Here is a 12,853-nt window from a genome sequence, read left to right on the forward strand (position 1 = left end):
TCCCCTTCAGCGTTCAGAGTGCAGCAGCACTTTTCGGCATGCCCGCCGGACGCATGTAGCGCCGTAGCGCCGCAATGCGGAAGATCGCATTGGCTGCCCCGTATCCCTTGTAGCCTCGCCTTTGCACGACTTCGAAAAAGAAGCCCTGATCGTCGGTGGGGCTATAAAGCTGGAAATATTCCCCGCTCTCGTCGCGATCATAAAGCACGTTCGCAGCCTTGAGCCGGTCAGTGAATTCGGGATCGAGACCGAGACGCGCTTCCAGATCGTCATAATAATTCGGAGAGATTTCCAGCGTATGGAAGCCGTTGTCCCGCAAGGCAGCAGCCGTCGCAAAGATATCGTTCGTCGCAAAGGCCAGATGCTGGATGCCCGACCCGAAGGTTTCAGCAATGAAGCGACCAGCCAGCGTGCGGCGGTTTTCCGCGCCGTTGAGCGTGATGCGCAGCGTTCCCTCGTCGTTTTCCACCACCTGACTTCGCACGACACCGCCCGGATCGACGATATCGACCATGGGCGACTTCCGCGATTCCGTGAGCGAGGTATAAAAGAGCAGCCAGGTCAGAAGCTCATCGAACTTCATCGTCTGGGCAACATGATCAATATGGGTGAGGCCGACGCCGGTCCCGGTATCATTGCCTGCAACCGGCTCGAACTCGATATCGAAGATACGGCCGAGATCGGTCTTCTCATCGAGGAAATAGACCAGCCCGCCGCCAACGCCACGAATGGCAGGCATGGCGATTTCGCCCGGATCGAGCGGTTGCTCAAAACTTTCCGCGCCCATGGCAAGCGCGCGGACATGGGCTTCAGCCGCATCGTCAACGACAAGCCCCATGGCATAGGCAGCAGTGCCATGAACGGCATAGGCCGAGCTGGCAAAGCCGCGCGTATCCGTATTGATGATGAGGTTGATGTCGCCCTGCCGGTAGAGCGCGACCTCTTTCGAGCGATGCTTTCCGGCCAGCCGGAAACCCAGTGCACCAACGGCGGAAACCAGCCTTTCGGCATCATCGGCATGGGTAGCAAACTCGACAAAGCCGACGCGATGCACCTTTGCGCGGGGCGGCATGGCGGCAACCGTCAGCTTGTTGTCCGGCTCGACCCGGCGAACCTGATCGCCAAGATAGACCAGCGAACGGCGTCCGTCGGCGGCGATGGTGGCCGGCGATCCGCCACGGAACTGGTCGTTGAAGATTTCAAGCGAGAAATAGCCGTCATAGCCGGTCGCAGCCACCGCGCGCATGAAATCCAGCACCGGCAGGTCGCCCTCGCCCGGCATGTTGCGATAATGGCGGCTCCAGTAAAGCAGATCCATATCGATCAGCGGCGCATCGGCCATCTGGATGATGAAAAGCTTGTCCTTCGGAATGGAGCGGATCGAGTTCACCTCAATCTTGCGCGCCAGAGTATGAAAACTGTCGAGGATAAGGCCCACATTGGGATGATCGGCGCGGCGCACGATCTCCCATGCGTCGCGATGATCGCTGATATGGCGACCCCAGGCGAGCGCCTCATAACCGATACGCAGATTGCGCCGCGCCGCCCTTTCGCCAAGCTCGCGAAAATCGTCCGCGGCGCGGTCGATGCCGCCAATGGCGGCTGGCGACACGTTGGAACAGACCAGAACGAGATCGGTGCCCAGCTCCTGCATCAGGTCGAACTTGCGCTCCGCGCGGTCGAAAGTGCGGCTGCGCAACGGTTCCGGCATGCCTTCAAAGTCACGGAATGGCTGGAAAAGCGTGATCTCCAGACCGAGGTCGCGCGCCATCTGGCCCACCTGACGCGGGCTTTCGTCAAAGGTGAGAAAATCGTTCTCGAAAATCTCCACCCCGTCGAAACCGGCTTTGGCGATGGCCCCCAGTTTCTGCTGGAGATCGCCGCTGATGGAGACGGTTGCTATCGAAGTCTTCATGTCACGCTCCTGTCTCCGGCCAGACCGGAGTTTTCCGCTCAGAACCGGGCAGACCTGCCCGGAACCATCTTGTTTCGTATCGGCCCGGATATAGAGCCATACCGGCTTAATTCCCGCCGCGCACCTTCTTCAATTCGGCAAAGAGTTCATCGACCGTTTCCGCACCGATTTCGGCAGTAAACTTTTCGATGATCGGCTTGACCGCATCGCGCAGGCGCGCGGTTTCTTCCGGCGTCAGTTCAGTAACCTGCATTCCGGTCTTCTTGATCTCGTCTAGCGCCGTCGCGTCCTGCTCACGCGAAACCTTGCGCTGATAGTCGCGCGCCTCGACGGCTGCCTGTTCGATCACTGCCTTTTCCTCGTCGTTGAGGCGGTCCCAGAACTTCTTGCTGATCATGACGATCTGCGGATTGTACTGGTGGCGGGTCAGCGTCAGATATTTCTGCACCTCATAGAATTTGGCATTGATAATGTTGGCGTTGGGATTTTCCTGCCCATCCACCGTACCGGTTTCAAGCGCTGTATAAAGCTCGGTATAGGGCAGCGGCACGGCATTGGCGCCGAGCGCATTGAACAGGGCAACCGGAACCGGCGATTGCAGGGTGCGGATCTTCAGCCCGGCAATATCCTCCAGTTTTGCGACCGGATGACGATTATTGGTCAGGTTGCGGAAACCGAGCTCCCAATAGGCAAGCCCCACCAGCCCCGTATCGGGCAGGCGTTTCATCAGATTGGTGCCGAAAGGGCCATCCATGACCTTGTCGGCTTCCTCGCCGCTGTTAAACAGGAACGGCAGATCGACCGCTTCGAATGCCTTGACGGTGCTGGACAGGATGCCCGCATTCATCACTGTCATTTCCACGACGCCGCCCTGCAAGCCGGAAAGCGTCTGCGGATCACTACCCAGAACACCACCGGGAAACAGTTTCACATTGATCTGCCCGCCGCTCTTTTCCTTCACGAGCTCGGCAAATTTCTCCATGCCCGTGACCTGCGGGTGGCCCTTGCTGTTGGCGGCAGCAAACTTGATCGTCTGCGAACGGATTTCAGCCATGGCCGTGGTGGTCATCAGGGCCAGGGGCAGCACCATTCCCAGTGCCATCGTCTTCAATAGTTTCTTCATGTCTTCCTCCCACTCAAAAGTTCAATGTTTTCAGGGCCGCTTCACGCTGCGCCCGCCTTTGACTTAATGGAACCAACCCATTGGCACCGTCACCAGTTGCGGGAACAGCACCATCAGGAAAAGCACCACCAACTGCGCGATCAGGAACGGCAGCACACCTGTCATCACCTTTTCGAACGGCAGGCGCGCGACGCCGCACACCACATTCAGCACAGTGCCGACAGGCGGGGTGATGAGGCCGATGGAATTGTTGATGATGAACAGCACGCCGAAATAGACCGGATCGATTCCCGCCTCCTTGATGATCGGCATCAACACCGGTGTCAGGATCAGGATTGTCGGGGTCATGTCCATTGCCATGCCGACGAGCACAACCATAAGCATGATGGCAAGCAGCAGCAGCGTCTGGTTATCCATCAAAGGACGCACTAGTTCAGCCAGCTCACCCGGCACATCGGCGACCGTAATCATCCAGGCCGAAACGCTGGCGCTGGCAACGAGGAACATCACCACGGCGGTTGTCTTCGCCGCATCCACCATGGCCGGATAGAGCCGTGAAAGCGGCAATTCCCGATAGATCACGGTTGCGACGAACAGCGAATAGACAGCGGCAACCACGCCCGCTTCCGTTGGCGTGAACACACCGAAACGAAGGCCGACAATGATGATGACCGGCAGCATCAAGGCCCAGATACTGTCGAGGAAAGCCCGCATCCGTGCACCGGGTTCGGCCTTCTTCGGCAGTTCAAACTGTTCGCGACGCGCAAGGATGAACCATGTCACGCACAGCGCGACGGCGATCATCAGGCCGGGGAAAATCCCCGCCAGGAACAGCTTGGTGATCGAAACGCCGCCGACAACACCAAACAGGATGAAACCGATGGATGGTGGGATGACAGGCGCGATGATCGATGCCGAGGCGATCAGCCCGGCAGCGCGGCCCGGTTCGTGTCCGGCATTGCGCATCATCGGAAACAGCAATGCGCCGAGCGCCGCCGCATCGGCGACCGCCGAACCCGAAAGGCTTGCAATCACACAGGCCGCAAAGATCGCGACGAAACCGAGACCGCCGCGCACATGCCCCACCATGACCAGCGCCAGATTGACGATGCGACGCGACAGGCCGCCCGCATTCATGATCTCCCCGGCAAGCAGGAAAAAGGGAACGGCCATCAGCGGAAAACTGTCGGCGCCGTTCAGCACGTTCTGCGCCACGATCTGGGCGTCGAACAAATCCATATACATCATCAGCGCCGTACCGCTGATGATGAGCGCAAAGGCAACCGGGACGCCAAGCGCCATTGGAACCAGAAGAGCGGCAAGAAAAATGAGCAAAGTCATGATCGGTGCGCCCTATTTACGATCTTCATCGGTCGGGACGGGCGTGACATGCTCCTCGCTGTCCGTCACGAAATGCGTTTTGGCAACGTCGATCCGCCCGGTTGCGATGCCGAAGCCGTTCCACGCAATGATCAGGAGTGCAGGGACGGCAAAGGCCAGTCCTGCGCCGTAAAACCAGCCCATCGACATGCCCGTCGCCGGGGCCAGCGTCGGAATATTGATAAGCGTCTGCGTCCAGCTTCCCGAAAGGACGAGCCATGTCGCGCCAAACATCATGATATGACCGGCAACCAGCGCAATGCGCGCGCCCGCAGGTGACAGGCGGCGCACCAGCGAATCCACGCCCAGATGCGCATGGTCGCGCATGGCGACCACCGCGCCAAGAAAGGTGAGCCAGATAAAGAAGATGCGCGACAGTTCTTCTGAAACAGTTATGCCCTGATTGAAGGCGTAGCGCAGTACCACATTGCCGAACACAAGCACGACCATGCAGCCAAGAAGGCAGGCAATGGCGAACCGTGCCGCCGTAAAATAAAAATCGACTAAAGCTTTCACGTTCCTCCTCCAGGCCTCCTCCCAGCCTCCTCCAGACGCATCGCTTGCAGACTGCTGCCCCTTTTCCGGTTTCGGGTGAAAGCGACGCGGCATCACCGGCAGGATGCGCCGTGCATCCGAGGTGAAACTTCGCTTTCCCCACAGTCCTTGACCGATTCCGGGCCGACCATCGCAATGAAAGGCGCGTCAGAAAACCATTCCGGCTCCCCGCTGTGCCTCATCGCGAGCTGCAATCCAATCCTCCTCAGTCCATCCCACTTCAGAACTGAATCGCATCGGTCGGCTGCGCCATTCCTCTAAAATGTACTAACTGGTTAGGAAGTCAATCGCTTCTGTTCAAACAGGCGCATGATAGGCTTTCATTCCATGAATTTCTGGAATGTTCCATCTGGTTCAAAATAGCAGATTTCTGTACTGAGCGCAGGCTATTGGAGAAAATCAGCCGCCGTTCACCAGCGCCAGAATGAGCTGCTGGACATTGCCGCCATTGCCCATCTCTATCCTGTCGAAGGCGCGGCCCTGAGCACGCTGGACGTCCACCATATCGGTGATTTCCTTGATCAGCACCTTGCGGATTTTCTGGCATTTCGGGTCGTTTGGAACCGACAGGCCAACAGTCCGGCGCACGATCTCGCGTGTCATGTCCTTGGCATGGTCGCCATGCACAAGCTCGTGCTTGCGGATGCCTTCGAAGAAAGTCTCCCAATGTTCCTTCACCGGGGAGGCAAGTTTCTGCGAGGGCTTCGGCAGCGTATAGGTGATCTTCAGCTTCGGCGTGGCCGACAGGATCGTGCAGGCATTGTTGGAACGGTCGAACTGCCGGTCCCAGGTTAAAACATAGCTGGTATGGGCGATGACGCGGGTTTTGCCACCGCCGATCTTCGGGCCACGCTCACCGATGGATTCATAAAGTTCGGGACCGGTTTTCCCGGCAATTGCGTAGGTCTTTATTTCCTCGACGGGTTTCCAGTTGTCTTCTGCAAGTGCAGGTGCCGCCACCAGAATTCCAAGGAATGCGAATGCTGCCGCTTTTTTCACGCTTGCCCCGATCCATCGATTTGCCCGGATGATTTGCGGGCAAGCTACAATATCAGCGGACGATGCGTAAGCGGTCTTGCAGCAAAAAGCCCGCCCCGGTTTCCCAAGGCGGGCTTTTTCAGAACGGGTCGCCGATCTTACTTTTCGATGGTGCGGTTCCAGCGGCTGTTGAGCTGCTGGCGGCCTTCATTGACTGCATCCCAGTCGAGCGTGTTGGCGGTCTTCATGTAACCGTTGAAAGCGTCGAGCTTGGCCTGCGCATCCGGCGAACCGGCCTTTGCCTTCTGGTTCGACGGGATAACGTTGCCATGGTCGAGCGCCTTGCTCTGCGCATCGGCGGACAGCAGATAGTGAGCGAGCTTCTGGCTCAGTTCCGGTTCGCTGTTGCCTGCCAGCACGCATTCGGTCACGGCGAGAACGACGGAACCTTCCTTCGGCTGCGCATATTCCACCGGAATGCCCTTGTCCTTCAGGTTGTTTACACCGGTTGGGGTCAGTGGGAAGATTGCTGCTTCGCCGGTCTGGACCATTTCCGAAATCTTGGCCGAAGACGGGATGAACTCCAGAACGTTCTTGCCGATCATGTCGGGGAACTTCTCGAAGCCCGGCTCAAGGTTCTTGTCGTCACCACCTTGAATGCGGTTGAACATCAGGAAGGCATGGAGGCCGAAAGTCGAGGCGGAAGCCGACTGGAACACAACGGCGTTCGCATATTTTTCGTCGGCAAAGTCCATCCACGAGGTCGGAGCAGCCCAACCCTTTTCGTCGAAAAGCTTCTTGTTATAGGCAATACCGGTCATGCCCATATCGACGCCGATGGCCATGTCATCCTTGAGACGTGCGGCCGGCTGAATGTCGGCCAGAACCGGATCGTCAGAGATTTTCTGGCACAGGCCGCCATTGATCGCGCGCACCATGACACCGTCGTCGAGCAGCATGACATGCATCTGCGGATTGTCTTTCTGCGCGGTTGCCTTGGCCAGAATATCTGCCGAGGTGCCCGGCACGACAACGACCTTGACGTCGTTGGCCTTTTCGAATTCCGGCAGGACGTGCTCGGTATAGGCCTTCTCCATGTTGCCGCCATTCATGCCGATATAGAGCGTCTTGGTTTCAGCCGATGCGGCGGAAGCAAAAGCTGCCGACAGACCGAGCGCCAATAGAGCGGTTTTGGTGATGTATTTCATGCTACTCCCCTTTGTGGTTTGAGTTCATATCGAACCGGTCGATGCGGAAGGCATCGATCGGCGTTTCCGTCTCGCCACGCACGGCAAGATCGCAAAGAATGGCGCCGACAGCCGGACCGGTCTGAAAACCGGCACCGCAGAATCCGAAGGCGTGATAAAGATTTTTGACACGGTGGCTTGGCCCGATTACCGGATTATCATCCGGCATTTCAGCTTCTGTTCCTGACCAGAAGCGGATCACCTGTGCATGTTGGAGATGCGGAAACAGTTCGATTGCACGCAGCATCACCGAGGAAGCCGCATTGACCGAAGGCCGCGAAAAATCCGGGTTTTCAAGCGGCGTGCCGCGCCCGCCACCCATCACATAATTGCCGCGCGTGACCTGGCGGCCATAGAAACCGCCGCCTTCTTCGCCAAGGCTCATGGGCAGGCGGAACGGCATCGGCTCGGTCACAACCATCGACGGATAGATGCGCTGGAGCGGCACCGGCTCGCCGAACGAGGCCGCGAACTGATCCGACCAGGCACCGGCGCAATTGAACAGCAGACGCGAACGGATTTCGACGCCATCACCGGCCAGAATGGCAAAACCGTCGCCGGTTTCACGCGCTTCGATGACCGGCGTGTTTTCCAGTACGGTGGCACCCGCAGCCAGTGCGGCGCGGGCAAAAGCAGGCGAAACCAGACGCGGATTGGCATTGCCATCTTCCGCACAAAGCGAGGCACCCGCGACATCGCCCGGAAGCCATGGGAAACGTTCCCGCACCGCGTTGCCGCCGATCAGCTCGACATCGAGCCCGAGCGGCTGCACCAGGGCAGCATAGGCTTCAAGCTTGGCGAAATGCGCTTCCGTGCGGGCAAGTTTCAAATGTCCACTGCGGATATATTCTCCATCGATGCCGATCAGTTCCGGCAGACGCGCCCATAATTCATGCGAACGCTGCGCAAGTGGAAGCTGTTCTGGCGCGCGACCCTGCCTGCGAACGCCGCCATAATTGACGCCGCTTGCCTGTGCTCCGCAAAAGCCCTTGTCGAGCAGGATGACCGACAATCCGGCCTGACGCATGAAAAGCGCAGCCGATCCGCCAACAATCCCGCCGCCAATAATCACCGCATCCGCCTGAAGATGTCTTGTCATGACGAAGCGCCTTCCTTGGACGGAGCGCCAAAGCCGAGCGGGATCGGCTTGACCGGTGCCTGAGCGCGGATGCGCCCTGCTTCGGCGGGCGTCTTGTCCTGCATCGAGGCCAGAAGTTCTGCGGCGGCAGCGGTACACATGCGCCCCTGGCAACGCCCCATACCTACGCGGGTCAACGCCTTGAGCCGGTTGATCTCACGCGTATCAGCTTGGCCGATGACTGCCTTCGCATCATCCACCGCAATTTCTTCACAGCGACAAAGCGGTACATCGCCAGCGATGGTGTCGAACCAGTCACGCGGGAACGGGAAGGCTTTTTCGACGATAAGCCGCTCGCGATAAATATGATCGAGCTTTGCGAGAAGCCCGCGTTCCGTGCCTTCGTCAAACGGCAGGCCTCTATCGCGCAGCAAGGCAATCGCGGCCAATGACCCTCGAATTTCCGCAGCATCCGCACCGGCAATGCCTGCACCGTCACCCGCCACATAAACACCTTCGCGGCTTGAACGGCCAAGCCTGTCTGCCGCAGGAAGCCATGCACGGTCACGTTCTTCAAAGCGGAATTCGCAACCGGCGAGATCGGCAAGCTGGGTTTCAGGGCGCAGCGCAAAACCATAGGCCAGCGCATCGCACCGAGCCTCGCGAACACGCTTGCCAGTGCGATAGCGAATGGCTTCGACATGGCCCTCGCCCAAAACCTCATCCGGACGCACATTATAATGGATCGGCACGCCACCAAGCTTGAGACGCAGGCCATAATAAGCGCCGAGCGCCACAATGCGCGGCGCATAAAGCGCCAGATGCGCCAGATGGAATTTTGAAGCGAAAGGCGCCGTATCCAGCACCGCCGCAACCTTGGCGCCGGCATGATGATATTGCCAGGCCACCAGATAGAGCAGCGGCCCCGACCCCATGAACACCACGCGTTCGCCAACCGTGCAGCCTTGTGCCTTGAGCGCCGTCTGCGACGCACCAAGCGTATAGACACCGGGCTTCGTCCAGCCTTTGAACGGCAGAACCCGGTCGGTCGCGCCGGTCGCCAGAATGAGATGGCTATAGGGCAACTGGCTATGCACGCCCTTGGTCAGGAGATCGAGACGATCACCGTCACTCCGCGTAATATTCCAGACGAGCGTTTCCGGGCGATAATCAATTGCGCCGCGCAACGTGTCGAAAGTCTTGTGCAGCGCTTCGGCCTTGTGCGCTTCCGACCCATAACGGCTGCGATAGCTGCGTCCGTCATCGAGCGGCGGGCGGCGATAAATCTGGCCGCCGGAACGAAAACCTTCATCGAGAATGATCGGCTTGAGACCGGCCTTGACCAGCGTTTCGGCGGCGCGAACGCCCGCAGGACCAGCGCCGACAATAACCGGATTGAGCGCCGCATTCATATTGCAGGCTCCGTCACAAACGCCATGCCGTCTTCCAGAAGCGTGGTGCAGGCGCGAAGCTTGTGGCCTTCAACCGTCATCACATGACAATCCTGACACGCGCCGATCAGGCAGAAGCCCGCACGCGGTTCCCCGGTAAATTCGGTATGACGCAGCTTTCCCTGCACGGAGAGAATGGCGGTCAGCACGGTGTCGCCACGGCGTCCCTCAAAAGAAACGCCATCAAGCGAGAAGCTGATCGGCTGTTCGGTCAGCCGATACCGTCTGCGGAACTGCGCCGCCGAAGGAAAAATCGGAATCGTCATGGTCTGCCCGTTCAGCCCTTGCCCACCAGCAGCCGGTCGAGGCCGAACATGCGATCAATGATAATCATGGTCACGGTGGCGACGAGGATCATCAGGGCCGAAACCGCCGCCATCATCGGATCGATGGATTCGCTGGCATACATATACATGCGGACCGGAAGCGTGACCGTGGATGGCGAGGTGACGAAGATCGACATGGTGAGTTCGTCGAACGAATTGATGAAGGCAAGCAGCCAGCCGCCCGACAGACCCGGCAAAAGCAATGGCAGGGTGATGCGGCGGAACACGGTCCATTCACCCGCACCGAGCGTGCGCGCCGCGTTTTCCGCATTGCGATCCATGCTGCCAAGCGAAGCGAGGATGAGGCGCAGCGCATAGGGCGTGACGACAATCGAATGTGCAGCCACCAGCCAGACGAAGGAGCCGGTAAAGCCCATCAGCGAGAACAGGCGCAGGAACGCCACACCCAGAACCAGATGCGGAATGATGAGCGGCGACAGGAAAAGCGCGTTCAGCGCATCGCGACCACGGAAATTATACTGCGCAATCGCCAGCCCCGACGGCACGGCCAGAAGCGTCGAAATCGTTGCCGAGAAGAAGGCAAGCTGCACGCTGTTATAGAACGAGGTCATGAAATCGTTGTGGGCGAACACGGCGGTGAACCAGCGCAGCGACAGACCCGCATTTGGGCCGCTCCACGGCATGGTCAAGGTGTTTTCCGGCGTGAAAGCCACCAGACACACCACAACCATCGGCGCCAGCATGAAGATGACGATCAGCGTGTGGAAAAAAAGGGCAAAAGGACCGTTCTTGACCATGGCTTTATCCCAGCTTCTTCTTGGCCTGCCCTTCGAGCAGACGATTATAGGCAATCATGATGACGAGATTGGCGACCAGAACGATGATGGCGATGGCAGCACCCAGCGGCCAGTTCAGCTCGATCAGGAATTCGTCATAGACCACGGTTGCCGCCATCTTGAGACGACGTCCACCAAGCAGGCCCGGAATGGCAAAGGAGCTGGCCGAAAGCGCAAACACGATGAGGCTGCCCGACAGGATGCCAAGGACTGCCTGCGGAAATACCACGCGGCGAAGCGCCGTCAGGCGTGAAGCACCGAGCGTCAGTGCTGCGGCTTCGACCGACGGATCGAGTTTCTGCAGCACAGTCCAGACCGGGATCACCATGAATGGCAGCATGATATGCACCAGACCGATGACGATGGCCGTTTCGCTGTAAAGGATTTGCGTCGTCGGCAGGCCGACCATGTCGAGCGCACTGTTCACAAGGCCATTGCGACCCAGCAACATGCTCCAGCCGAATGTACGGACCACGACCGAAACCAGAAGCGGCCCGATGATGACCAGCAGGAAGATCGAGCGCCATGGCTTGCGCATATTGGACAGAATATAGGCTTCCGGTACTCCGACCAGCACCGTGATGACGGTTGTGATCAGTGCCAGCTTCAGCGTGCGCCAAAAGATCGAGAGGTAATAGGGGTCTTTCAGAACCTGGATATAATTGGCAAGCGAGTAGACGTTCTCGATGCCCTTGTCATAGCTGTAGCTGTTGAATGAGAGCAGCACAGTAAGGCCGAGTGGCAGCAGCACCAGCGCAAAGAACAGAAGCGTCGACGGCCCAACCAGAAAAAGCGGGGTCAGATCGCGCTGCCACTTGGGCGCGGCGGATGTATCCTGTGAGGTGACGGCCGACATGCTCAGTTCACCCCTGCGGTGAGGATGCGGCAATCTTCATGGTTCCAGCTAAGGCCAACCGATGTGCCTTCCGATGGCGGCGGGTTGCCGAGATTGGGGAGTGCCACCGAAAGCTGACCTGCTGGTGTCGTCACGCCGAGCAACCACTGCGCGCCCATGAAATAACGCGTCGTCACTTCACCGGCGATATGCCCCTCGCTCGCTGCAACGAGCTGTACCTTTTCAGGACGGATAAAGACGGAAAGCTCGCCGGAAACCTTTTTGCCATTTGCGGGAAAGCGGATCGCCGTTTCAGCCAGCGCGATCATATCGCCTTCGGCGCGCGCCTTCAGGAAGTTCGACTTGCCGACAAAGTTGGAAATGAAGTGGTTATGCGGATGCTCATAGAGCTTGTAGGGCGCATCGACCTGCGTGATGACACCCTTTTCCATGACCACGATGCGGTCGCTGATCGAAAGCGCTTCGGCCTGGTCATGCGTCACCATGATGGTGGTGATACCGACGGTGCGCTGGATGCGGCGCAGCTCGAATTGCATTTCTTCACGCAGCTGCGCATCGAGATTGGAGAGCGGCTCATCGAGCAGCAGAACCGGCGGATTGATAACCAGCGCACGGGCAATCGCCACGCGCTGGCGCTGACCGCCCGACATCTCGCGCGGATAACGATCCGCAAGTGCGCCCAAATGCACCAGTTCCAACACGTCGCGCACACGCTTTTCGCGCTCAGCCTTCGGCACATTACGCATTTCGAGGCCGAAGCTCACATTCTGCGCAACCGTCATATGCGGGAAGAGTGCATAGCTCTGGAAAACGACGCCCAATTCGCGCTTGGCTGGTGCAAGGCGCGTAATTTCGCGGCCATCAAGCGTGATCGTGCCTGCCGTTGGCGGCACCAGACCGGCGATCATCTGCAAGGTTGTGGTCTTGCCACATCCAGAAGGGCCGAGAAGCGAAATGAACTCGCCCTTTTCAATCGTCAGATTGAAATTGTCGACAGCCGCGAACTTGCCGTAGTGGCGGGAAATTCCGGAAAGGGTCAAAAAGCTCATTGCATCTCCCTCTCGGCATGACTTCCGCAGAATTGTGCGGGGGAGCGGAAGCGCCGTGATGTTGTCTCGCGTCGCCTCTTCGATAGGGCTGGCTGGCG

12 protein-coding genes are annotated in these 12,853 nt (G+C 58.7%); all 12 read right to left on the reverse strand.

Annotated features, from left to right (window positions below; genetic code table 11):
• Nucleotides 1-13: 13 nt before the first annotated feature.
• Nucleotides 14-1,915, reverse strand: a complete 1,902-nt coding sequence (locus MKS82_RS24635) for a bifunctional sugar phosphate isomerase/epimerase/4-hydroxyphenylpyruvate dioxygenase family protein (protein WP_109988245.1) — start codon at nucleotides 1,913-1,915, stop codon at nucleotides 14-16.
• A gap of 106 nt (nucleotides 1,916-2,021) precedes the next feature.
• Nucleotides 2,022-3,038 carry a TRAP transporter substrate-binding protein gene (locus MKS82_RS24640; RefSeq protein ID WP_109988244.1) on the reverse strand — a complete coding sequence of 339 codons (1,017 nt, stop codon included), beginning with the start codon at nucleotides 3,036-3,038 and terminating at the stop codon, nucleotides 2,022-2,024.
• A gap of 63 nt (nucleotides 3,039-3,101) precedes the next feature.
• Entirely contained in the window at nucleotides 3,102-4,379 is a 1,278-nt protein-coding gene (locus tag MKS82_RS24645; RefSeq protein ID WP_109988243.1) for a TRAP transporter large permease subunit, read from the reverse strand.
• A gap of 12 nt (nucleotides 4,380-4,391) precedes the next feature.
• Nucleotides 4,392-4,934 (reverse strand): TRAP transporter small permease, encoded by a 543-nt coding sequence (locus tag MKS82_RS24650; protein WP_109988242.1) that lies wholly within the window; start codon nucleotides 4,932-4,934, stop codon nucleotides 4,392-4,394.
• Between the two features lie 438 nt (nucleotides 4,935-5,372).
• A complete protein-coding gene (locus tag MKS82_RS24655; protein ID WP_109988241.1) occupies nucleotides 5,373-5,972 on the reverse strand; it encodes a DUF922 domain-containing Zn-dependent protease in 600 nt (199 codons plus the stop codon).
• A gap of 137 nt (nucleotides 5,973-6,109) precedes the next feature.
• Complete coding sequence (locus MKS82_RS24660; RefSeq protein ID WP_109988240.1) at nucleotides 6,110-7,159, reverse strand: ABC transporter substrate-binding protein; 1,050 nt, start codon at nucleotides 7,157-7,159, stop codon at nucleotides 6,110-6,112.
• 1 nt (nucleotide 7,160) lies between these two features.
• Entirely contained in the window at nucleotides 7,161-8,297 is a 1,137-nt protein-coding gene (locus MKS82_RS24665) for an NAD(P)/FAD-dependent oxidoreductase (protein ID WP_109988239.1), read from the reverse strand.
• Complete coding sequence (locus MKS82_RS24670; protein ID WP_109988238.1) at nucleotides 8,294-9,688, reverse strand: FAD/NAD(P)-dependent oxidoreductase; 1,395 nt, start codon at nucleotides 9,686-9,688, stop codon at nucleotides 8,294-8,296. Before MKS82_RS24670 ends, MKS82_RS24665 begins: the two co-directional genes overlap by 4 nt.
• A complete protein-coding gene (locus tag MKS82_RS24675) occupies nucleotides 9,685-9,993 on the reverse strand; it encodes a (2Fe-2S)-binding protein (RefSeq protein ID WP_240579445.1) in 309 nt (102 codons plus the stop codon). The genes MKS82_RS24670 and MKS82_RS24675 overlap by 4 nt, the downstream gene beginning before the upstream one ends.
• 11 nt (nucleotides 9,994-10,004) lie before the next feature.
• Nucleotides 10,005-10,811: an ABC transporter permease gene (locus MKS82_RS24680; protein ID WP_109988236.1), complete on the reverse strand. Its 807-nt coding sequence runs from the start codon at nucleotides 10,809-10,811 to the stop codon at nucleotides 10,005-10,007.
• A 4-nt stretch (nucleotides 10,812-10,815) separates the two neighbouring features.
• The gene (locus MKS82_RS24685) at nucleotides 10,816-11,706 is read right to left on the reverse strand and encodes an ABC transporter permease (RefSeq protein ID WP_109988235.1); all 891 of its coding nucleotides are present in this window, start codon (nucleotides 11,704-11,706) and stop codon (nucleotides 10,816-10,818) included.
• Nucleotides 11,707-11,708: 2 nt separating this feature from the next.
• Nucleotides 11,709-12,755 carry an ABC transporter ATP-binding protein gene (locus MKS82_RS24690; RefSeq protein WP_109988234.1) on the reverse strand — a complete coding sequence of 349 codons (1,047 nt, stop codon included), beginning with the start codon at nucleotides 12,753-12,755 and terminating at the stop codon, nucleotides 11,709-11,711.
• Nucleotides 12,756-12,853: the final 98 nt, after the last annotated feature.

The sequence above is a fragment of the Ochrobactrum sp. A-1 genome (assembly GCF_022488005.1).
In the GTDB taxonomy this organism is placed as follows: Bacteria; Pseudomonadota; Alphaproteobacteria; order Rhizobiales; family Rhizobiaceae; genus Brucella.

What these genes read in the sequence shown, in the direction of transcription:
- MKS82_RS24635 (WP_109988245.1), bottom strand. Translation starts at nt 1,915, where the DNA reads ATGAAGACTTCGATAGCAACCGTCTCCATCAGCGGCGATCTCCAGCAG.
- MKS82_RS24640 (WP_109988244.1), bottom strand. Translation starts at nt 3,038, where the DNA reads ATGAAGAAACTATTGAAGACGATGGCACTGGGAATGGTGCTGCCCCTG.
- MKS82_RS24645 (WP_109988243.1), bottom strand. Translation starts at nt 4,379, where the DNA reads ATGACTTTGCTCATTTTTCTTGCCGCTCTTCTGGTTCCAATGGCGCTT.
- MKS82_RS24660 (WP_109988240.1), bottom strand. Translation starts at nt 7,159, where the DNA reads ATGAAATACATCACCAAAACCGCTCTATTGGCGCTCGGTCTGTCGGCA.
- MKS82_RS24665 (WP_109988239.1), bottom strand. Translation starts at nt 8,297, where the DNA reads ATGACAAGACATCTTCAGGCGGATGCGGTGATTATTGGCGGCGGGATT.
- MKS82_RS24670 (WP_109988238.1), bottom strand. Translation starts at nt 9,688, where the DNA reads ATGAATGCGGCGCTCAATCCGGTTATTGTCGGCGCTGGTCCTGCGGGC.
- MKS82_RS24675 (WP_240579445.1), bottom strand. Translation starts at nt 9,993, where the DNA reads ATGACGATTCCGATTTTTCCTTCGGCGGCGCAGTTCCGCAGACGGTAT.
- MKS82_RS24680 (WP_109988236.1), bottom strand. Translation starts at nt 10,811, where the DNA reads ATGGTCAAGAACGGTCCTTTTGCCCTTTTTTTCCACACGCTGATCGTC.
- MKS82_RS24685 (WP_109988235.1), bottom strand. Translation starts at nt 11,706, where the DNA reads ATGTCGGCCGTCACCTCACAGGATACATCCGCCGCGCCCAAGTGGCAG.
- MKS82_RS24690 (WP_109988234.1), bottom strand. Translation starts at nt 12,755, where the DNA reads ATGAGCTTTTTGACCCTTTCCGGAATTTCCCGCCACTACGGCAAGTTC.